General features: G+C 71.9%; 19 protein-coding genes. 7 read left to right on the forward strand and 12 right to left on the reverse strand.

What is annotated here, in order from left to right:
* The first annotated feature begins 26 nt into the window (after window positions 1-26).
* From H4696_RS11745 to H4696_RS11755, 3 genes are read left to right on the forward strand one after another with little or no spacing between them, the layout of a single operon-like run.
* Window positions 27-1,319 carry a type III PLP-dependent enzyme domain-containing protein gene (locus tag H4696_RS11745; protein WP_338078669.1) on the forward strand — a complete coding sequence of 431 codons (1,293 nt, stop codon included), beginning with the start codon at window positions 27-29 and terminating at the stop codon, window positions 1,317-1,319.
* A gap of 41 nt (window positions 1,320-1,360) precedes the next feature.
* The gene (locus H4696_RS11750) at window positions 1,361-2,854 is read left to right on the forward strand and encodes a glycosyltransferase family 39 protein (protein ID WP_086864390.1); all 1,494 of its coding nucleotides are present in this window, start codon (window positions 1,361-1,363) and stop codon (window positions 2,852-2,854) included.
* A gap of 33 nt (window positions 2,855-2,887) precedes the next feature.
* A complete protein-coding gene (locus H4696_RS11755; RefSeq protein ID WP_086864391.1) occupies window positions 2,888-4,072 on the forward strand; it encodes a 4-hydroxybenzoate 3-monooxygenase in 1,185 nt (394 codons plus the stop codon).
* Here H4696_RS11755 and H4696_RS11760 read toward each other — a convergent pair.
* A complete protein-coding gene (locus H4696_RS11760) occupies window positions 4,069-6,417 on the reverse strand; it encodes an alpha-L-fucosidase (protein WP_192782257.1) in 2,349 nt (782 codons plus the stop codon). The two genes, H4696_RS11755 and H4696_RS11760, sit on opposite strands and share 4 nt — an antisense overlap.
* 232 nt (window positions 6,418-6,649) lie before the next feature.
* On the opposite strand from H4696_RS11760, the gene H4696_RS11765 reads away from it, so the two are divergent.
* Window positions 6,650-6,913, forward strand: a complete 264-nt coding sequence (locus H4696_RS11765; RefSeq protein ID WP_086864392.1) for a hypothetical protein — start codon at window positions 6,650-6,652, stop codon at window positions 6,911-6,913.
* 491 nt (window positions 6,914-7,404) lie between these two features.
* Window positions 7,405-8,625, forward strand: a complete 1,221-nt coding sequence (locus H4696_RS11770) for an SGNH/GDSL hydrolase family protein (RefSeq protein WP_086861268.1) — start codon at window positions 7,405-7,407, stop codon at window positions 8,623-8,625.
* On the opposite strand, the gene H4696_RS11775 is transcribed toward H4696_RS11770, so the two are convergent.
* The 8 genes from H4696_RS11775 to H4696_RS11810 form a co-directional block, all read right to left on the reverse strand.
* A complete protein-coding gene (locus H4696_RS11775) occupies window positions 8,611-9,888 on the reverse strand; it encodes an MFS transporter (RefSeq protein ID WP_086861270.1) in 1,278 nt (425 codons plus the stop codon). The genes H4696_RS11770 and H4696_RS11775 overlap by 15 nt on opposite strands.
* Window positions 9,885-10,427: a GNAT family N-acetyltransferase gene (locus H4696_RS11780; protein WP_086861272.1), complete on the reverse strand. Its 543-nt coding sequence runs from the start codon at window positions 10,425-10,427 to the stop codon at window positions 9,885-9,887. The genes H4696_RS11775 and H4696_RS11780 overlap by 4 nt, the downstream gene beginning before the upstream one ends.
* An 85-nt stretch (window positions 10,428-10,512) precedes the next feature.
* Window positions 10,513-11,067, reverse strand: a complete 555-nt coding sequence (locus H4696_RS11785) for a YbaB/EbfC family nucleoid-associated protein (RefSeq protein ID WP_086861274.1) — start codon at window positions 11,065-11,067, stop codon at window positions 10,513-10,515.
* A complete protein-coding gene (locus H4696_RS11790; protein WP_086861275.1) occupies window positions 11,064-11,408 on the reverse strand; it encodes a type VII secretion target in 345 nt (114 codons plus the stop codon). The genes H4696_RS11785 and H4696_RS11790 overlap by 4 nt, the downstream gene beginning before the upstream one ends.
* Window positions 11,409-11,412: 4 nt before the next feature.
* Window positions 11,413-13,392 (reverse strand): hypothetical protein, encoded by a 1,980-nt coding sequence (locus H4696_RS11795; RefSeq protein WP_086861277.1) that lies wholly within the window; start codon window positions 13,390-13,392, stop codon window positions 11,413-11,415.
* Window positions 13,393-13,400: 8 nt separating this feature from the next.
* On the reverse strand, window positions 13,401-13,868 hold the full coding sequence (locus H4696_RS11800) for a hypothetical protein (protein ID WP_086861279.1): 468 nt from the start codon (window positions 13,866-13,868) through the stop codon (window positions 13,401-13,403).
* 19 nt (window positions 13,869-13,887) lie between these two features.
* Window positions 13,888-14,730 (reverse strand): ESX secretion-associated protein EspG, encoded by an 843-nt coding sequence (locus H4696_RS11805; RefSeq protein WP_086861281.1) that lies wholly within the window; start codon window positions 14,728-14,730, stop codon window positions 13,888-13,890.
* A gap of 153 nt (window positions 14,731-14,883) precedes the next feature.
* On the reverse strand, window positions 14,884-15,798 hold the full coding sequence (locus H4696_RS11810; RefSeq protein ID WP_192782258.1) for a ketopantoate reductase family protein: 915 nt from the start codon (window positions 15,796-15,798) through the stop codon (window positions 14,884-14,886).
* 103 nt (window positions 15,799-15,901) lie between these two features.
* Between H4696_RS11810 and H4696_RS11815 the strand changes: the two genes are divergently transcribed.
* Window positions 15,902-16,816, forward strand: coding sequence for a hypothetical protein (locus H4696_RS11815; protein WP_086859694.1), 915 nt, complete (start codon window positions 15,902-15,904; stop codon window positions 16,814-16,816).
* Here the strand turns inward: H4696_RS11815 and H4696_RS11820 are convergent.
* The 3 genes from H4696_RS11820 to H4696_RS11830 form a co-directional block, all read right to left on the reverse strand.
* A complete protein-coding gene (locus tag H4696_RS11820; protein WP_169734974.1) occupies window positions 16,773-17,495 on the reverse strand; it encodes a flavin reductase family protein in 723 nt (240 codons plus the stop codon). The genes H4696_RS11815 and H4696_RS11820 overlap by 44 nt on opposite strands.
* A 74-nt stretch (window positions 17,496-17,569) precedes the next feature.
* A complete protein-coding gene (locus H4696_RS11825) occupies window positions 17,570-18,187 on the reverse strand; it encodes a hypothetical protein (protein ID WP_086859692.1) in 618 nt (205 codons plus the stop codon).
* 27 nt (window positions 18,188-18,214) lie between these two features.
* Window positions 18,215-18,652, reverse strand: a complete 438-nt coding sequence (locus tag H4696_RS11830) for a hypothetical protein (protein WP_211299672.1) — start codon at window positions 18,650-18,652, stop codon at window positions 18,215-18,217.
* A 276-nt stretch (window positions 18,653-18,928) separates the two neighbouring features.
* On the opposite strand from H4696_RS11830, the gene H4696_RS11835 reads away from it, so the two are divergent.
* Window positions 18,929-19,693: a polysaccharide lyase family 7 protein gene (locus H4696_RS11835; RefSeq protein ID WP_086859690.1), complete on the forward strand. Its 765-nt coding sequence runs from the start codon at window positions 18,929-18,931 to the stop codon at window positions 19,691-19,693.
* Window positions 19,694-19,720 lie beyond the last annotated feature (27 nt).

Here is a 19,720-nt window from a genome sequence, read left to right on the forward strand (position 1 = left end):
CGGCCCGCACACGCTGTCCTGGAAGCGTGAACCGCACCGAACGCAAGCTCCGCGCCCTCGCCGCCGGCCACCACCTCGTCGACCCGCTGGCCGGGTTCGTCGACCTCGCCGGGATCCGCGAAGCCGTCGAAGACCTGACGAAGGCCTTCGCGCCACTGGGCCGCGTCCAGCACACGGTCGCCGTCAAGGCGTGCGGCCTCGCGCCGCTGCTTCGCTACCTCGGCGACCTCGGGGTCGACGCCGAGGTCGCGAGCCCGGGCGAGACCGCCGTCGCCGAAGCGGCCGGGGTCCGCGGCCCGCGGCTGGTCCTCGACTCCCCCGCCAAGACCACCGCCGAGCTCGCGCACGCCCTCGCCGAAGGCACCGCGATCAACGCGGACAACTTCCAGGAGCTGGCCCGGCTCGACGACCTCGTCGGGCCGAGCCCGCGCTCGGTGCTCGGCCTGCGGGTCAACCCCCAGGTCGGGGCGGGGCGGATCGGCGACACCAGCACCGCGACCACGACGTCGAAGTTCGGAGTTCCCCTGCGGGACGACCGGAACCTCGTGAAAGCGGCGTTCGCGCGGCGCCCGTGGCTGACGCGGCTGCACGTCCACGTCGGCTCGCAGGGCTGCCCGCCCGAGCTGATGGCCGAGGGCGTGGCGGCCGTCCACGCGCTCGCCGAGGAAATCAACGCCGAAGCCGGGTACCGGCAGGTCACCAGCCTCGACCTCGGCGGCGGCCTCCCGGTGGACTTCACCTCCGACGAGCCCGGGTTCACCTACGCCGACTACGTCGCGACGCTGCTGGCGAAAGTCCCCGCCCTCGCCGACGGGCACTACGGCTTCGTCACCGAGTTCGGCCGGTCCCTGCTGGCGAAGAGCGGGTTCCTCGTGAGCGGCGTCGAGTACACGAAGGTCGCGGGCGGCCAGCCCATCGCCGTGACGCACGCGGGTGCGCACGTGGCGGCCCGCACGGTGCTCCAGCCGGAGCACTGGCCACTGCGGCTGAGCGCGCTCCACGCCGACGGCACGCCCAAGACCGGGCCCGAGGTGCCGCAGGACGTCGCCGGTCCGCTGTGCTTCGCCGGCGACCTCCTGGCGAAGGAACGCCCGCTGCCGCTGCTGGAGCCCGGCGACCTGGTCGTCGCCCACGACACCGGCGCGTACTACTTCGGCGCGCACTACGCCTACAACACGCTCCCCCGCCCGGCCGTGCACGGCTTCACCGTGTCCGAACACGGCGACGTCCGGTTCACGCCGATCCGCCGCGCGCAGACCGTGGCCGAGCTGGTCGCGGACGCCGGCGGCGAACTCGTCGGAGCGCTCCCGGCAGCGTGAGCGACGGCGTACGATCCCCGGCACGCTGAGGGGAGACTGTCATGGGGGTCAGTCGCGAGCTGCCGCGGTTCGCCGCGCTGCCGGTGGGGATCGTCGTCGCCGTCCAGGCGGCCGTGCTGACCGCACTGTCCGGCCGGTACGGCTTCCACCGCGACGAGCTGTACTTCGTCGCGTCGGGCCACCGCCCGGACTGGGGCTACGTCGACAACCCGCCGCTCACGCCGTGGCTCGCCCGCGCGTCGACGGCGGTGTTCGGCGAAACCCCGACCGGTCTCCGGGTCGTCGCGACCTTGCTGGGCATGGCGACCGTCGTGGTCGTGGCGCTGATCGCCCGCGAATTCGGCGGCGGCCGCGGTGTCCAGCTGTTCACCGCGCTCGCGACGGCGTTGTCCTCGTACGTCCTGGTCGTGTCGCACATGCTGGCCACCAACTCGGCGGACCTGCTGCTGTGGTCGCTGATCACGCTGTCCGGGCTGAAGCTGCTGCGTACCGGCGACGGCCGCTGGTGGCTCGCGGTCGGCGCCGCCGCCGGGCTCGGCCTGGCGAACAAGTGGCTGGTGCTGCTCCTGCTGTCCGGGCTCGGCATCGGCGTCGCCGTTTCCGGGCCACGCCCGGTGTTCCGGACCTGGTGGCTCGCGGCCGGGATCGTGATCGCCGTCGTGCTCGCCGCGCCGGTCGTGGCCTGGCAGGCGGCGCACGGCTGGCCGATGCTCACCGTCGCCGGCGGGATCAGCGAGGACGACGGCGGCGAGAACCGCGCGCTCTTCGTGCCGATGCAGCTGGTCCTGCTCTCACCCGTGCTGGTGCCGGTCTGGATCGCCGGGCTCGTGCGGCCGTGGCGCGAGCCGGGGCTGCGCTGGGCGCGCGCCCTCGCGATCGCCTACCCCGTGGTCTGCCTCGAACTGCTGGCGGTGGGCGGGAAGCCGTACTACGCGATCCCGTTGCTGCTGCCGCTGGTGGCGCTCGGCGCGGAACCCGTGCTGCGGTGGCTGGGCCGGGGCCGGGCGACCCGGCGCGTGCTCACCGGCGCGGGCACCGCGGTGTGCGTGGTGGTGTCCGTCCTCATCGGACTCCCCGTGGTACCGCCGACCGCGTTGAACGGCGTCCTGCTGGCCATGAACAAGGAACCCGGCGAGCAGGTCGGCTGGCCGGACTTCGCGGGCAGCGTGGCGGGCGCCTGGCAGCGGATCCCGGCCACCGAACGGGACACCGCCGTGATCCTCGCGGGCAACTACGGCGAAGCCGGGGCGATCGAGCGCTACGGCCCGGAGCTCGGGCTGCCGCGGCCGTACTCCGCGCACATGTCCTACGCGGACTGGGGCCCACCGCCGGACCGGCTGGTCGGGCCAGTGCTGCTGATCGGGCGGATCGACCGCGACTCGCCCGCGGCCAAGCTGATCACCGGCTGCCGGGCGGTCGCGAAACACCACAACGCCGACGGCGTCGACAACGACGAGGAAGGTGTCGTGCTCTCGCTGTGCGCGCTGACCCGGCCCTGGTCGGCGGCGTGGCCGCAACTACGGCACTACTACTGAACGATTCGTCCGGTTCGCGCTACGCTCGGGCCCATGGTGGCGAGGCGCACGGCGGTGGCCGTGGTGGGGGCGGGCCCGGCCGGACTCACGGTGGCGAACCTGCTGCGGCGCGCGGGCATCGCCTGCGTGCTGCTGGAGAAGGAAAGCCGGGCGTTCGTCGAACAGCGGCCGCGGGCCGGGTTCATCGAGGAGTGGGCAGTTCGCGGGCTGGAGCAGCGCGGGCTGGGCGAGCAGCTCGTCGCGAAGGCGCCCCGGCACGCGGAGTTCGAGTTCCGCTTCGCCGGGAAGCGGCACCCTTTCCGCTACGGCGACGTCACCGGGCAGCGGCATTTCGTGTACCCGCAACAGCTCCTGGTGACCGACCTGCTCGCCCAGTACACCGACGCGGGCGGGGACGCGGTCTTCGAGGTCTCGGACGTCGAGCTGCACAACCTGGCCTCGGACTCCCCCGCCGTCACGTTCCGGGACGCCGCGGGCGAGCACCGGATCGACTGCGACTTCGTCGCCGGCTGCGACGGCGCGCGTGGCGTCTCCCAGGGGTACCTGCCGGCGGAATCGACGGTGAAAGCCCACCACGACTACGGAATCGGCTGGCTGGCGCTGCTCGCCGAGGCGCCGCCGTCCGCCGACGGCGTGCTGTTCGGCATCCACCCGCGCGGCTTCGGCGCGCACATGGCCCGCACGCCCGACGTCACCCGGTTCTACCTGCAGACGGCGGCCGGCGAGACCGAGGCGGACTGGCCCGACGAGCGCGTCTGGCAGGAGCTGCAGGCACGGCTGGCGGTGCCGGACGGCCCGATCACCGAGGGACGGCTGATCGAGAAGCGCGTCCTCGACATGCACAACTACGTCGTCGAACCGATGGCGCACGGCCGCCTGTACCTGGCGGGCGAGTCGGCGCACCTGGTCGCGCCGATCGCGGCCAAGGGCATGAACCTGGCCCTGCACGACGCTTTCCTGCTCGCGGAGGCCTTCGAGGCGCACTACGCGGGCGATCCTTCGCGGCTGGCCGGGTACTCCGCCGCGTGCCTGCCACTGGTGTGGCAGTACCAGGAGTTCTCCCTGTGGCTGTCGGACATCTTCCACCACACCGCGGCCACGGCGGAGAACCCGTTCCTGGCGCGCATCGCGGAGGCCCGGATGCGCCGCCTGCTGGGTTCGCCCGCCGCGGCCGCGGCGTTCGCGGAGCTCTACATCGGCAAGGACGCCGACTTCTAGCTCCAGGCGATCTTGAACACCCAGGTGAAGCGGCCGGCTTGCCGCGCCGCGGCCGGGACGTCGATCACCAGCGAGCCGTTTTCCACCGTCCAGTGCAGGTTCCCGCGGTAGCCGAGCAGGGTCACCCGGTCGCCGGCGCGGATCGGCACCGGTGCGTCGACGACCAGCCTGCTGCCCGGGGCGGCCAGCGAATGGACGTAGAACGCTTCGTTCTGCTTGACCGTGAACCGCAGGTCGCCGAGCTGTGCCATGCGTGACCAGTACGTCGTGCCGTAGATGGCCTCGCCGTTGACTTTCAGCCACGCGCCGGCGTCGCGCAGGTGGCGCTGCATGACGTCCGGGATGGTGCCGTCGAAGTCCGGGCCGATGTCGAGCAGGAAGTTGCCGTTCTTCGAGACGATGTCGACGAGCGTGCGGACGACCTCCTCCGCCGTCATGTACCGGTCGTCCGGGGTGGCGCGGTTGTACCCGTAGGAGAACGGGTCGAGGCCGCGGCTCGCTTCCCACTTCGCCACCACGGTGTTCGGGTACGTCGTGTACTCCGGCGTCGTGAAGTCGTGGTCCGGGATGCCGCCGCGGTCGTTGTAGGTGACGTCCTTGGGGCGCTTGCGGTTCTTCGCGCGGTTGAAGTACTCGGTGAGCACGGTCCGGCTGTCGTTGACGCCGCCGATGTCGAACCACAGCACGTCCGGGTCGAACTCCGAGATCAGCTCGAGCACCTGCGGCGCCTGGTAGTCGCGGACGAAGTCCTTGCCCGCGGTGTACCCGGTGTAGGGCAGCGCCGCGCCGGTGTACGGGTTGCGCGGCGCGTGGCCCATCCACGGGTTGTCCGGGTTGAACCATTCGGGCAGCGAGAAGTAGAGGCCGTTGCGCAACTGCGGGGTGTACTTGCGGGACGCCTTGAACAGTTCGTCGATGATGTTCCGCTTCGGGCCGAGCTTGACGGAGTTGCGGTCGCTGACCTCGGTGTCCCACAACGCGAAGCCGTCGTGGTGCTTGGACGTCAGGACGTAGTACTCGGCGCCGGCGTCCGCGATCAGGTTCAGCCAGGTGCGCGGGTCGAACTTCGCCGCGGTGAACATCGGGATGAAGTCGTCGTAGGTGAAGTTTTCGCCGTACTTCTCGCGGTGGTAGGCGTAGGTGGCGCCGTTCGGGTCCTGCTGGTTCTGCCAGTACCACTCGGCGTACTGCTGCCCGACCGGCGCCCACGCGGGTACGGCGTAGACACCCCAGTGGATGAAGATGCCGAACTTGCTGTCGTTGAACCAATAGGGCGCGCGATGCGTCGAGAGCGACGCGTCGGTCGGGCGGAAGTCCGGGACGCCGAGGGTGATCGGCACCTGCTGCGTGGCGAGCGTGCCGCGGCCGGCCGTGACGCGGATCTGGCCGTTCGTGGTGGTCCCTGGCGGCACGGAGGCGTTCGGCGCGAGGCCGAGCCGCACGGTGGCCTGCTCCCCCGGCGCCAGCGCGCGGATGGCGGCCGGCACGGTGGTCCGGCCGCCGGGGACGTCGACGGTGACGGTGACCCGGTCGCGGGCCCCGAGCCACACGGTGCCGGCGTTGACGATCGTCGCCTCGGCGGCTTGCGGGCCGCCGTCGGTGAGCAGGTTCGCGGTCGACCGGCCGTCGAGCACGAGCGCCGAGCGGCCCACGGCGACCGGCTGCAGGGTGAGCGCGAAGACGTGCAGGCTGGCGACGTTCGGCGCGGGGTTCGCGGTCGTCGGCAGGGTCACGGCGACGGCTTCGCGGGCGGGGTCGACCCAGACCTGGCCGGTGGCGAGCGAGACGGGGTTGTTGTCGACGACGCCGCCGGGTGCGTAGCGGAACGGCGAGACGAGGGCGCCGGTGCCGGTGTACCAGTCGGGACCGGAGAGCGAGCCGGTGCTGGTGGTGCCGTCGGCGTAGTGCACGGTCGCGGTGCCGCCGGTGGTTCCGTAGCTGGCCGCGACCAGGAAGTACGCGACGAAGTAGCGCCCCTTCGGCAGGTCGATCCGCTGCCCGGTGGCGGCGATGTTGTTCTTCGCGCCGGCGGCCGCGGAGCCGAGCGTGAACGGCACCCCGCCGACGGTGGTGGTCTGCCCGGCGGGCAGGTGCTCGGCCGGGAAGGTGTACCCGGACCCGTCGAAGTCCCCACCGGTGGCCGACGCGCTGTCGATGCCGTCGTTGGTGAACCAGCTGTCGAGCGCGACGGGAACAGGTGCCGGCGGCGGGACGATCGGCGTGCCCGGGCCATCGGCCGCGGCGTCGACGGGGCTCGCGCCGGCCGGACTCAGGCCGGCGGCGCTCAGTGCCACGGCGCCACCCAGGGCGATGCCGAGGGCGTGGCGGCGGGGGAAGGTCGTCATTGAACCTCCAGGGATCGGATGACTACGGCGGAATGACGACAGAGTTCGCCCCTAATCGGCCCATCTGTCGTTGGTGGAGGTGATTCATCCGATGACTGACCCTGCTCGTTGGGCCTCTCGGTGTCAAGAGGCGATCGATCTGAACCTCGGTGGTGACCGGTGCGTAGTCCTCAGTGACGAGCTGCAGCACTCGACACCCGCGCCAGACCAGCCGCGACGAAGGGCCAGACCGATGTCCACCTACCCGAACGCGCTGAGCCGCCGCGCGATCGCCATGCTCAAGGCGATCGCGGCGGGCCGCGCCGAGCTCCGCTGCAGCTGCGAACCCGACCTCCGCGTGGACGGGCTGCCGTGCTGCGACCAGACCACCGCCCACGACTTGGCCCGCGCCGGGTTGGTCCGGGCGATCGGGAAGCCGTCGCCGGGTCAGTGGGCGCCGGCGGAATTGACCGACGCCGGGCACCGCGCCCTGGGCAGTTTTCCTGCCGCCGCTTGAGTTTTTCTCTTCCGCACGTTGTTCGTGAAGGCCGCCTTCCTGAAGGCGGCCTTCGCGGCTTTTCGGCGTGCCCAGGGCGGCGCGGGCGGTGCGGTGGTGTCTTGAATGACTCATTCAGGTCTTCGGAGGTCCTGAATGACTCATTCAAGACGTTTGCCGAGCGGGTCGGGCAGCGAGTCGGCCAGGCAAACCGGGCGAGCATGAGAAATCGCGGAGCGCACTGAACCCCATCGGGCCGCGGGCCGTGCTCTGGTTGAGGGCGTCTCGCACCGCCCTCCGGGGTTGCCACGATGCAACGATCCGGGCCAGCCTCCGCCCGGTCGGGACCGGGTGCCCCGGCGAGCGGCCGTCGCGGCAACGGCCACCTCGCGCGGGTCCGTCCGGCATCCCCAGAATCCCGGACGGGCCCGCCCCTCGCTGTCCGGGATCTTGTCCGTTCGCTCACCTGATCAGCGGTCCCTGGGTCGGCGCAATGGGGACACCGTGGGTACATGCGACGCTTTCTGGCCGTGAGCGCGGCGATCCTGGCGGGGTTCGGTCTCCTCACGACGGCCGGGAGCGCGAATCCGGAAAGCGCTCTCCCGAACCTCGCTCAACACTCCGTCGGCGGCTGGGTCGGGACCTGGGCCGCGGCTCCCGCGTCCGCCGTGGCGAACACCCCCGACGGCTATCCCGGCTTCTCGATCCGCAACGTCGTGCACACCAGCGCCGGCGGCGGACGGGCGCGCGTCCACCTCTCCAACGCCTTCGGGGCCGCTCCCCTCACCTTCGGGCACGTCACCCTCGCGGTGCAAAGCGACGGGCCGGACGCCGTTCCGGGGACCCTGCGGGAGCTCACCTTCGGCGGGGCTCCCGGCGTCGTCGTGCCCGCCGGGGCCGAGGCGCTCAGCGACCCCGCCGAACTGCGCGTGCCCGCCGACGCCAACCTGCTCGTGACGACCTACGTGCCGACCAAGTCCGGGCCGGTGACCTACCACCCGGCCGCCGCGCAGACGTCGTACTTCACCCGGGCCGGCGACTTCGCCGCCAGCGAGTCCGGTGTGCCCTACACCGAGCAGACTTCCGTGTGGCACTACGTTTCCGGCGTCGACGTCCAGGGCGGCGCCGAGGCCTCGATCGTGGCGCTGGGCGATTCGATCACCGACGGCGTCGGCTCGCAGACCGGGGCGAACCACCGGTGGCCGGACTACCTCGCCGACCGGCTGCACGGCCGGTTCGGGGTGCTGAACGCCGGCATCAGCGCCAACCGGCTGCTGCTCGACGTGCCCGGGTCCGGCGCGGGCCAGAACGCGCTGTCCCGGTTCGACCGCGACGTCCTGAGCGTCGGAGGGGTGCGGACGCTCATCGTGCTCGAAGGCATCAACGATATCCAGCAGACCCCGCACCAGACCGACCCGGACGCGATCACGTCGGCCTACCGCCAGCTGGTGGCGCAGGCGCACGCGCGCGGCATCCGGGTCGTCGGCGCCACGCTCACGCCGTTCAAGGGCTGGCGCGTCTACGACGAAACGCTCGAAGCGACCCGCCAGGCGGTGAACGCGTTCATCCGCACCGGCGGGGTCTTCGACGCCGTCGCCGACTTCGACGCGGCGGTGCGCGACCCCGCCGATCCGCTCACCCTGCTGCCGGCCTACGACTCCGGCGACCACCTCCACCCCGGCGACGCGGGCTACGAGCGGATGGCCGCCGCCGTCCGCCTAGACCGGCTGTGAGCGCGGGATGAACAGCACCGCGACCAGGCTCAGCACCGCCACCGCCACCAGGTAGAGCGACACCGAAAGCGAAGTCCCGGTGGCGGTCTGCAGCGCCGTCGCGATCAACGGCGCGAAGCCGCCGCCCAGCACCGCGCCGACCGCGTACGAGAACGACGCCCCGCTGTAGCGGTAGTGCGGGTCGAACAGCTCCGCGAACAACGCCGACTGTGGCCCGTACGTCGCGCCGAGGCCGATGTTCAGCACCACCACCGCCACCAGCAGCCACCCCGTCGCGCGTGTGTCCACCAGCAGGAAGAACGGGATCGGCCAGAGCACCAGCAGCACCGATCCGGCCAGGTAGACCGGTTTTCGGCCGACGCGGTCCGACCACGCCGCCGTGACGAGGATGCTCACCAGCCACGTCACGCTGCCGACGATCACCACGACCAGCAGCGTGGTCCGGTCGATCTTCAGCACCGAAGTGCCGTAGGACAGCAGGTACGCCAGGAAGATGTAGCCGATCGCGGTGTTCGCGATGAAGCTGCCGGACGCCACGAGCAGTGCCCGCGGCCGCTCGCGCAGCACGTCGACCATCGGACGGCTGCTGCGGGCTTCCTCGTCCCGCAACCGCGTGAAGACCGGGCTTTCCTCGATCCGCAGCCGGATCACCAGGCCGACGCCGACCAGCACGATGCTCGCCAGGAACGGCACCCGCCAGCCCCACGACGCGAACTGCGCGTCGGTCAGGGACCGGCCGAGGACGAAGAACATCAGCTGCGCCAGGATGAGGCCGGCCGGGACGCCGATCTGCGAGAAGGCGCCGTAGCGGCCGCGGTGCCCCTCCGGCGCGTGCTCGACCGCCATCAGCGCCGCCCCGCCCCATTCGCCGCCCGCGCTCAGCCCCTGCAGGAGCCGCAGTATCAGCAGCAGGATGGGCGCCCAGACCCCGATCGCGGAGTACGTCGGCAGCAGCCCGACGCCGACCGTGGCCACGCCCATCAGGAGCAGCGACAGCACCAGCATCGCCTTGCGCCCGACCCGGTCGCCGAAGTGGCCCCAGAGGATCCCGCCGACCGGGCGGGCGAGGAAGCCGACCCCGAGCGTCGCGAACGCGGCGAGGGTGCCGGAAGCGGGTGACAGCGTCGTGAAGAACAGCTTGCCGAACACGAGCGCCGTCGCCGTGCTGTAGATGAAGTAGTCGTACCACTCGATCGTGGTCCCCACCGCGCTCGCCACGGCGACCCGGCGCAGCTGCCGGGCCGCGACCGCGGGGGTGCTCACGACCCGGCGAGTGCGGCCGTCGGGACCAGGTCCTCGGCGAGCAGGTCCATCAGCAGCCCGTCGTGCCAGCTGCCGTCGGGCCCGCGCTCGTAGGAGCGCATCCGGCCGACCGGCCGGAAGCCGAGGGACTGGTAGAGCTTGATCGCGGCTTCGTTGTCCGCCGCTGGGTCGATCACCACCCGGTGGTGCCCGCGCACGGTGAACAGGTGCTCGGCCAGCGTCCGGATGGCGTCCGAACCCAGGCCGCGGCCCTGCCACGCGGGGTGCACGGCGATGTCGATGCCGGCGTGGCGGTACTGCGGATCGGCTTCCTCGAAAGCGAGTTCGATGCCCACGACGACGTCGTCGTGTTCGATGGCGTAGGTCGTGGTGCCCTCGTCCGGGTCCAGCAAGTAGGACACCTGGGCGGCCACCGGCTCCTCGGCGTCGGCCCACCAGCGGGCGACTTCGGGGTGCGACAGGATCTCCTCGAACCGGGCGGCGTCCGGGGCGGCGGCGGGCCGCAGCCGGACACGGCTACCGGTGATCAGGCCGGTCATCGGCCCAGTGTCGTCGCCCGGCGGGCCGGTGTCGAGCCCCGAACGGGGCAGGTCAGCCGTCCGTTCGCGGCTGACCCGGCCGGCGTCACCAGGGGTTGTTGTCGTCCTCGTCCGGATCGGGACGCCGCCGCGGGGGCGGGGAGGCCTGCGGAGCCGACGGCGACGGCGGGACCGCCGCACCGCCGGACGGGGCCGGCGGGACCGGGGGCGGCGAGGCCGGTGGCTGCTGCTCCTCCGGCTCGTCCGGGTCCGGGAACCGGCCGCGCAGCGTGTCGAGCAGCGCCGTGCGGGTCTCGCGGTCCTCGTCGCCGAGCCGCTCGGCCATCACGCCGGCGACGCGCTCGGCGATGCCCGACTGCGCGCGGCGCATCGTCGTGAGGATCTGCCGGGACAGCTCCTCCAGCGGGAACGACTTGACCTTGTTGGAGAACGTCAGGTCGGTGACCGTGCCGTCGGCACCGACGGTCACGCTGACCGCGCCGTCGGAGCTGGTCGCGGTCAGCCGGAGCCGTTCGGTCTCCTCCTGCGCGGCCTGGTAGCGCTCGGCCTTCGCCGCGAACCCGGCCGCCCAGTCGTCCATCCGGCGGATCGCCTCGTCGGGGTCCCGAATCAGGTCCCCGAGCCCGTTCGGGCCCGTCATGCGCTCGTCCTCGCTTCCGCCGCCCGCGGCGACGCCGTGAGCTGCCTCTCGAACGGCTGCGCGTTCGCCTCTTCACCGTCGCGGTAGGACTGCGCGGCCGTCTTGACGTTGTCCGCGAGCCCGCGCACGCCTTCGATCGACGCGCTCAGCGTCTCCTTCGCCTTCTCCCCCGTCGGCCGGATGATCGGCGGGAGGAACGCGCACAGCAGCCCGTAGGCGTGGTCCGACATCGCCGTGTCGGCCGCCGCGGAGGCCGTGTTGAGCCGGTCGACCAGGCCCTCGACGTGACTCGAGTGCGCGACCAGGTCGTCCGGTTCGACCTCGAAGCCGGCCGCTGTCATGCGCTCACTTCCAATCCTGGTTCTTCCAGTCGCCGATCACCGGGGGTGCGACGACCTGCTCGCCCGCGAAGAAGTTCGGGTCGTCGCTCTCGAGGTAGTCGGCGGCCTTGTGTTCCTTGTCGTTGTCGCCCTTGCCGCCCTTGGCACCGGCGCCCATGCCGCCCATGCCGGGGGAACCGGCCGCGCCGGGCTTGCCCGCCGTCGCCGCGTTGCGCGCCGCCAGCGCTTCGGCCTCCGCGGCCGCGCCCGACGCCGCCCCGCCGCTCAGGCTGCCCGCGCCCGTGCCGCGCACGCCACCGCCGACACCCGAGCCGCCGCCCGCGCCCGAGCCACCGCCGATGCCGCCGAGGGACCCGCCCCCGGCGCCGCCGCCGATGCCGCCGAGGCGGCTCGCGATGCTGTCACCGTTGATGCCGCCGAGGCGGCCGATGGTCGGCGTCTTGCCGCCGCCGGGGATGCCGCCCGGGCCGGTGCCGGTGGGCAGGCCGGTGATCGGGTCGATGCCGGGCGGGGTGAACCCGGGGATCGGGCTGCCGCCGCGGCCGATGGTGGTGCCACCGCCACCGCTGGTGTCCGGGATGCTCGGGATCGACGGCGGCGTGTAGCCGCTCCCGCCCGGCCCGCCGCTCGAGGGGATCCCGGACGGCGAGAAGCCGGACGACGTCGTCGAGTCGTCGAACCCGGGGACCGACGAGCCGGGGATACCGGAACCGCTGAAGCTGCCGCCGGGGATCTCCGGGATCGAGCCCGGGTTGAAGCCCGCCCCACCGCCGCCACTGGCCGCCGGGATGCCGGCCCCGGAAAAGCCGGAGCCACCGGCCCCGCCGCCGGGGATGCCGCTGCCACTGCCACCACCGGGGATACCGCTGCCGGAGAAGCCCGAACCTTCCGAGCCCGCGCCGCCGCCCGGGATGCCCGCGCCGCTGAAGCCGCTGCCACCGGCACCGCTACCGCCGGCGCCGCCCGCGCCGTCGAGGCCGGCGGCGTCGAGCTCGGCCGGCGTCCGGCCGGAAGCGGTCGGGTCCAGCGCCGGGTCCATCCGGTCGCGCGCCAGCAGCGGCTGCGCGCCGCCCGCTCCGGCGCCGCCACCGGCCGGGGTACCGGCCATCTGCCGCGTCGCGGTGGCGGTCGGCAGCTTCGGCGGGGCCGGGAACCGCGGCGTGGCGACCGCCGCGCCGATGGTCTCGTCGTACTGGGTCATGATCTGCGCGGCATGGTCCCGCGCGGCCGTCTGGGCCCGGTAGGTCTGCATGGCCTCGCCGGCCGCCGCGGCGTACTGCACCGGGTCGGTCATCGACATCAGGCGCTGGTTGGTGCTCTGCAGGTCGAACTGGACCGGCGGGTTCGCGACCATCTGCCGCTGGGTTTCGTTGAGCGCCTGGGAGTGGATCTCCTGCTGGCGGCCGGCGAGCGTCGCGCCCTGCGCGGTCGCGCCCAGCCACTTGCCGACCCCGGCGAGGTGCTCGCGGACGGCGTCACCGGCGTCGCCCTGCCAGTTGCTGGTGCTCGCGTTGATGGCGTCGGCCAGCGTCTTCTGGTGCGTGCCGAGGTCGTTGCCGACCCGCACCCACTCCTCGGAGGTCTCCGCGACGGTCGCCGGGTTGGCGTCCTGCGTGATGGCCTCGTTCATCTGCTCGTGGGTGGCGTTGGCCCAGAGCGTCTTCGGGGCCCCGCCGTTCTCGCGCATGGTGAGGCCCTCGTCGAGGCCGTGCTTGGCGTCGTCGAGGTGCTGCTGGTACAGCTCCTGGATCTTCTTGTCGCGCAGCACCGGGTCGACGACCGGGCCGAGCCAGCCGCGCCGGATCTCGTCGTCGACCTGCCTGGTGGCCATTTCGCGGATTTCGTCGCCGGACGGCGAATTGTCCGTCTTCAGCGGCCCTACGTAGTACTTCGACGACGAATCGGCCGTCACGTCGTAGAGCGGACTGCGCGGGTTGTAGTCCGGGGACGACGGGTCCGAGACGGACTCGGCGGTGGGTGCCACGGTCTCCCTCAGCTCTGGTCGGCGGTCGGGAGCGAGGTCAGCGTCGCGCGCGTGGTCTCTTCCCGGGACTTGTAGTTCTGCTTGGCCAGCTTGATGGCTTCGATGTAGGTCGGGAACTCCTGCCGCGCGGCCTGCAGCTGCGTGACCAGCCCGTGCTCGTCGGCGGCGGTGTTGACCATGTGCGCGGAGACCCACTGACCGGTCGCGGTGCGGCTCATCGCCGGCGCGTCGTGCAGCCGCTGCAGGTTCGCCCAGCGCTGCTCGAGTGACTCGAGCACGCCTTCCAGCGCCTCGATCAGCTGGTTGCCCGTGGTGTCGTCGATGGCGAAGCCACCGCTCTGCGCGAGCCGCTTCAGCTGGGCGCCGGCCAGGCCGACGCGGACCGCGGCCATGGCCTTCTGCGCGGGTTCGGTCGCGGTCTGCAGCTGCGCCGTCGCCTGGAGAGCCTGGGCAACCGCCTGGGTCTCTTCCGTCATCAGGACTTTCCCTTCCCGGTCAGTAGACAGCGGCGATCGCGTCGCGGATCGCGCGCGCGAGGTCGGCCCGCCCGGCCGGCACGTACTCCGCCGTCAGCTCGCCGGCCTCGCCGGTCGTCGTGTGCACGAGGTAGCGGCCGTCGGCGGTGTCCAGCCAGCTCAGCGGTTCACCGGCCACGCGCTCGCCGCGGCGCCCCTGCGCGGTGACGGCGATGTGGCCGCCGCCCAGCCGGGGTTCGGCGAGCACCCGCTCGAGCACCGCGACGTCCGAGGGCTTCGGCGCCGGCGGGCGGCGGCCCGGCCGGACCACGGCCTTGACCTCGATCATGCCGAAGGCGTCGGTTTCTTCTTCCTCGAACTCGGCGTCGGCGATGCGCTTCGCCGCCATGGCCGAGACTTCGCGCCCGGCGGCGCGGTGCACGACGTGCTTGCCGGTGGTCGCGGCCGGGGCGGGCGGCAGCACGCCCGTGACGACCTCGACGAGCTCCTCGTCCGCGAACAGCGAGAACAGCAGTTCGTCGGTGTCCGGGTTCTGGGTGATGCCCAGCGCCTGCGCGCCGTCGGTGACCACGAGCACGGCGACGTCGGCGCCGAGGCCGTCGATCCCGCTCACCGCAACCGAAACCCGGGGGTCGGCGAGCAGCTCGAAAGCCGTGCGCACCCCGGGGTGCAGCTCACCGGAAACCGACAGCCGCCGCTCCTCCAGCGCGTCGTACACCTGACGCGCGACCCGGACGAACCGCACCGGGTCCGTCGGCAGGTTGCCCGCGCGCAGCGGGTACCGCCGGACGTCGCCGCCGGTCGCCCGGCCGACTATGAGGGCTTCGAAGACCTCGAGGACGAACTCGAACCGCTCCGCCATTTCCCCTCGCCGATTCTCCGTCGTCAAACCTTCAAGCAACTCTCCTTACGAAGAGTAGCAGTGCGGTTCGGGGCCCGGACGGCACCGCCACGCGGGTGCCCGAAAGACCACGATCCCCTGGACTGCCCGGGCAAAGCGCCGTCCGTGACCGGTTCACCCGATGCGGTGCTGGTGGACGCGAAGCTGCAGGCTGACGAGGTCGAGCAGGGGCGTGGCGACGCCGAGTGCCCGGGCACGCGCGGTGAGATCGCCGAAGATCTGCTCCCCCTCGACCGGGTGACCGCCGAGCAGGTCGCGGTAGAGCGAAGATCCCCCCATCGCGGGATCCGTCACGGTCTTGCGCGTCGCTTCGAGGTCCGCCGCGGGCACCGGGTACCCGGCCGCTTCGGCGACAGCGGCCGCTTCGGCCACCACCGCCTCGGCGAACTCGGTGCCGCCCGGCACCGCGACGACGTCGCCGATCGTGCCGCGCAGCAGGCTGTTGATTCCGCCGATCGCGGCGATGAACACCCATTTCGCCCACATCGCCTCGGTGATCCGCTCGCTCCGGACGGCGGGGAACCCGGCGCCGTCCAGCGCCGCGCCGACGTCGGCCAGCCGCGGCGGGGCGGGTTCGGTGCGGGCGCCGTAGGCCAGGTGCTGCAAGGGGCCGAGCCGCCGGATCGCGCCGTCGTCGTCGATGGTGGTCATCACCTTCGCGACGCCGCCGAGCACGGCTTCTTTGCCGAACCGCGCGTCGAGGGCCTCGAGGTGGGCGAGGCCGTTGAGGAACGGCAGGACCAGCGTTCCCGGGCCGACCGCGGGCGCGAAATCGTCGATGGCCGCGGCGAGGCCGGTGGCCTTGACGGCCAGCAGCACGAGGTCGTAGGTCCCGGCGAGCGTCCCGGTCTCGGCCAGCGGCGGCGTCAGCACCGTCTCCTCGCCGAGCCCGACGATCCGCAGGCCGCTGTCCCGCAGCACCTTCGCCCGGCCCGGCCGGACGAGGAACGTGACGTCCCGGCCCGCCTGCAGCAGCCGCCCGCCGAAGTACCCGCCGGTCGCGCCGGCCCCCACCACCAGAATCCGCAAGTCGCTCACCTCAAGACGTACGCCGGGCGGCGGCCACAGTATTCCCACAGCAAGACACAGCGAACGGACAGGTCGATCCGGATCCGCGTCCCGTTGCACGGGCATGGGAACACGGATCCGCCGGACGCTCACGGGCGCGGGACTCACGGCCGCCGCGCTGACCGCCGGGGTACTGGTCTCGGCCGGCGGCGGGTCCGCCACCCGGGCGCCGGCACCCGCGGTGGCGGACCCGCCGCCCAGCACCGGCCCGGTGGCGTCGACGTCGGAGATCCCCTACCCGGATCTGTCGTCGGTCGCCGCGGGCGTCGCGGACGCGGTGACCGCCGCTTCGCCGCGGACGAGCGTCGGGTTCGTCCTGTACGACCGGGAGGCGGGGAGGGAATTGGCGTCCCTCGGCGCCGACGAGCCGTACTACACCGCGTCGGTGGTCAAGCTGCTGATCGCCATCGACGAGGTGCGCGACGACACCACGGGCGCGTGGGCGCTGCCGGACGCCGACGCCGTCCAAGACCTCACCGACATGCTCGAGGGCAGCAACGACGCGATCGCGTCGGCGTTCTGGGAGCGCAACGGCGGCAACGCCATCGTCACGCGCACGGCGGCGCTGCTCGGCCTGGCGCACACCACGCCGCCCGCGGACCCGGCGCAGTGGGGCATGGCCGAGACGAGCGCCGGTGACGTGCTGGCCGTCTACCAGTACCTGGAAGACACCATGCCCGACGAGGTCGCCCAGCCGATCCTGACCGCGCTGGGCAACGCCCGGAACCCGGCTGACGACGGCTGGGACCAGTACTTCGGCATCCCCGACGGCCTGAGCGGGATGTCCTGGCAGGTCAAGCAGGGCTGGATGATCCTGCGCTCGTCGCTGGTCCTCAACACCACCGGCGTGGTCGGCGACCGCCACGTGGTGGTGCTGCTGACGCGGCAGCCGCCGATTGCCTCGGCGAAGGGCCGCGCGGCGGTGACCGCCGGCGTCAAGACGCTCGCTCCCCTGCTGGCGCGGCTGAACGCGACGTGATCCCGCGGGCGCGATCGATGTCCGGACCCCGGTACAGCCGTTCGGGGATTTGGGCCAGCGTCGAGGGGTGGACCTGCGGACCGAGGCCGTAGAGCTTCTGGAAGCTCATGATGAGCGGCCGCCAGCGGTCCGGGTCGATGTGGTCGTCGCTGCCGGCCGCGCGGATGTCTTCGTGGACGAACACGCGCTGCACCCGCACCTCGAGCGCGACGATCCCGCCGCGCTGCTGTTCGTCCTCGTCGGCGAGCGGGTGCACGGCCTCGAGAACGGCCTCCATGGCCACCGGGCATTCGGCGACCCGCGGCGGCGCGACGGTTTCGGACGCGACGGGGGTGAGCCCGGCCCGCTCGAACTTCTCCGCGACGTGGAAGTACCCCCGCTTCCGCTTCCCGTCCGGCACGGGATCGGACCCGGTGGTCAGCGCGAGCCGGTCGACCGCCGCGGCGAGGGCGTCCGACGGCAGGTTGAGCACGCATTCGCCGGTGCGGAGGAGGTTCTGGGTGGTCTTCGAGCGGGCGCCGAGCCCGAGCATCGCGCGCCAGCCGAGCCAGAAGGCCGAGGACATCGGCGCGAGGTTGGCGGAGCCGTCTTCGTTGGTGGTCGAGATGAGGACGACCGGGGTGCCGAAGTAGAGGATGCCGGGCTCGATGGCCGTGTGCGCAGGGGTTTCCGTCTTCACGGGGTTGATCCTGCCGTCCACAGGGGACGCTCCGCTGGCGGGAATCGGCCATCGCGATTCCCGCCAGCGAACCGTCAGCCGCAGTGCTCGGCGCGTTCCTGGTCCGTCATCGCCGCGGTGTGCTGGGTGATGTCGCCGGTCGAGCCGGGGACCGGGCCGTCCGCGTCGAAGTCCTGGTACCAGATGTAGTGGCCGTAGAACCGGTCGCCGAAGTGCATTTCGTAGGTGCCGTGCACCTTCTGCATCTTCGGTGCCCGCTCCACCCAGCCCTTCTCGCCCGGCCGGACGTCGACGTTGGTCGCCTGCCCTTCGGTGTGCGACGACTCCCAGGTGTGCTGGTACGACGTCTCGATGGACACCTTGAACACTTCCGAGAACCCGTATTCGGCCGACAGGGAGACGCCGAAGCTGTTCGACTCGCCCGTCGTGTCGGACCAGTTCACGGTGCTGCGCTGCAGGTCCTGCGTGCAGTTGTAGGCGGCCTCGCCGACCTGGTGCCCGGCGCCCGTGTGCTCCTCCGGCGGGCCGGCCGGGTGGAACACGCACGAATCCGTGCCGTTGTCGCACTTGTCGAGCAGTTCCCGGGCGGTGGGCTGGTCTTCGGCGGACGCGGCCGGGGCGGTGAGCACGAGGCCGGCGGCGGTCACCAGGCCGAGGCCGGTCGCCACCCACGTGGTGCGCTTGCTGGTCATGCGGTCACTCCTTCTTCCGTGGGTGGCTCAGCTGAAGCCGATCGACTGGGTGCGGTCGTCCATGAAGGACCCGACGTTGCCGGTGTTCTCCTTGAACGGGCCGTCGCGGTCGCCGCCGAGGTTCGGCTCCGGGTAGAGCCAGATCCAGCAGTTCCCCCACGGCTGCACCGACGAAATCTTGTTCTTCCAGTCGTCACCGAGATCGAACTGCCAGTTCACCCAGCCGTCCTTCTTGCACAATTCCGGTCCGGTGATGGTCAGCGAGTTCCCGGTGTAGTCCGGACCGTCGAAGAAAGTGCCCTGCACGACGTCCCCGTTCGCCTGCGCGGTGAGCGCGACGCGGCTGGAAGAGCACTGCTGCACACCGGTTCCCGTGTTGAGGACACAGTGCCGGGTCGCCGGCGCCGCACTCGCCGGGGCGACCGCGGCCAAGGTCAGCGCGGTCGTCGCGATCGCTGTCGCCATGGCTTTTCTCGTTCCGTTCCCCATTGTTCCGGCTCCTTTCCGCGGAATGCGTGTCGAATCCGTCGATGATCCGAACGTAACCCCAGCATCTCCGGCCCGCGGTCCCGTTGCCCCCTGGTCCGGCGGGGTCTGCCTCGATCACCCGATTCCGGCGGTAGATCTTGACAACCGGTGATCGCCGTCCTACCGTGGGTCCACGCCGCCGGGTTGTCCAGACCATTTATTCACGTCCGTGAACGAATGGTGCAGCGTCCCCATCGCGAAAGGACACCCACGATGCGCGTGCGTGCCTTGTTCGTCCTGCTGGCGGTCCCGGCACTGGCCGCGGCCACCGCGTTGCCCGCCGTGGCGGCGGATCCGTCCGTGGCCCCGGGCGGCAACTTCGACCTGTCGGTCTGGCAGCTGCAGGAGCCGGTCGGCTCCCCCGGCAAGCCGACCACGATCTCGTCGTCCCGGCTGCAGGGGCCGAACGGCTTCCAGGACAGCTACTTCTACACCGACACCCGCGACGGCGCGATGACCTTCTGGGCGCCGGAAAAGGGCGTCACCACGCCGAATTCGAACTACGCGCGGTCCGAGCTGCGCGAGATGAACCGCGACGGCTCCGCCGCGAACTGGTCGCTGAGCGGCTCCCACAAGCTCAGCGCAACGCTGCGCGTGGTGTCCGTGACGTCGAACGTGTGCGTCGGCCAGGTGCACCTCGGCACCGGCGGGTCGTCCACGAAACCGTTGCTGGAGCTGTACTACCGCGCGAGCGGCGACATCGTGCTGGGCACGGAGAACTCTCCCGACGGCGGGCAGACGCCGCACACCGTCGGCCACGTCTCGCTCGGCAAGACGTGGACGTACACGATCGGGATCTCCGGCGGGAACACCATCGACCTCACGGTCAACGGCAGCACCACGCACTACGGCATCCCGTCGTCGTTCAAGGCGTACAAGCAGTACTTCAAGGCGGGCTCGTACAACCAGTCCTCTTCGGACAGCACGACGAAGGGCGCACGGGTCGCGTTCTACGGCTTGAACGTTTCCCACGGCTGACGGGGAACGGCCCGGCCGCCACCGGGC

It is taken from the genome of Amycolatopsis lexingtonensis (genome assembly GCF_014873755.1).
GTDB classification, from domain to species: domain Bacteria; phylum Actinomycetota; class Actinomycetes; order Mycobacteriales; family Pseudonocardiaceae; genus Amycolatopsis; species Amycolatopsis lexingtonensis.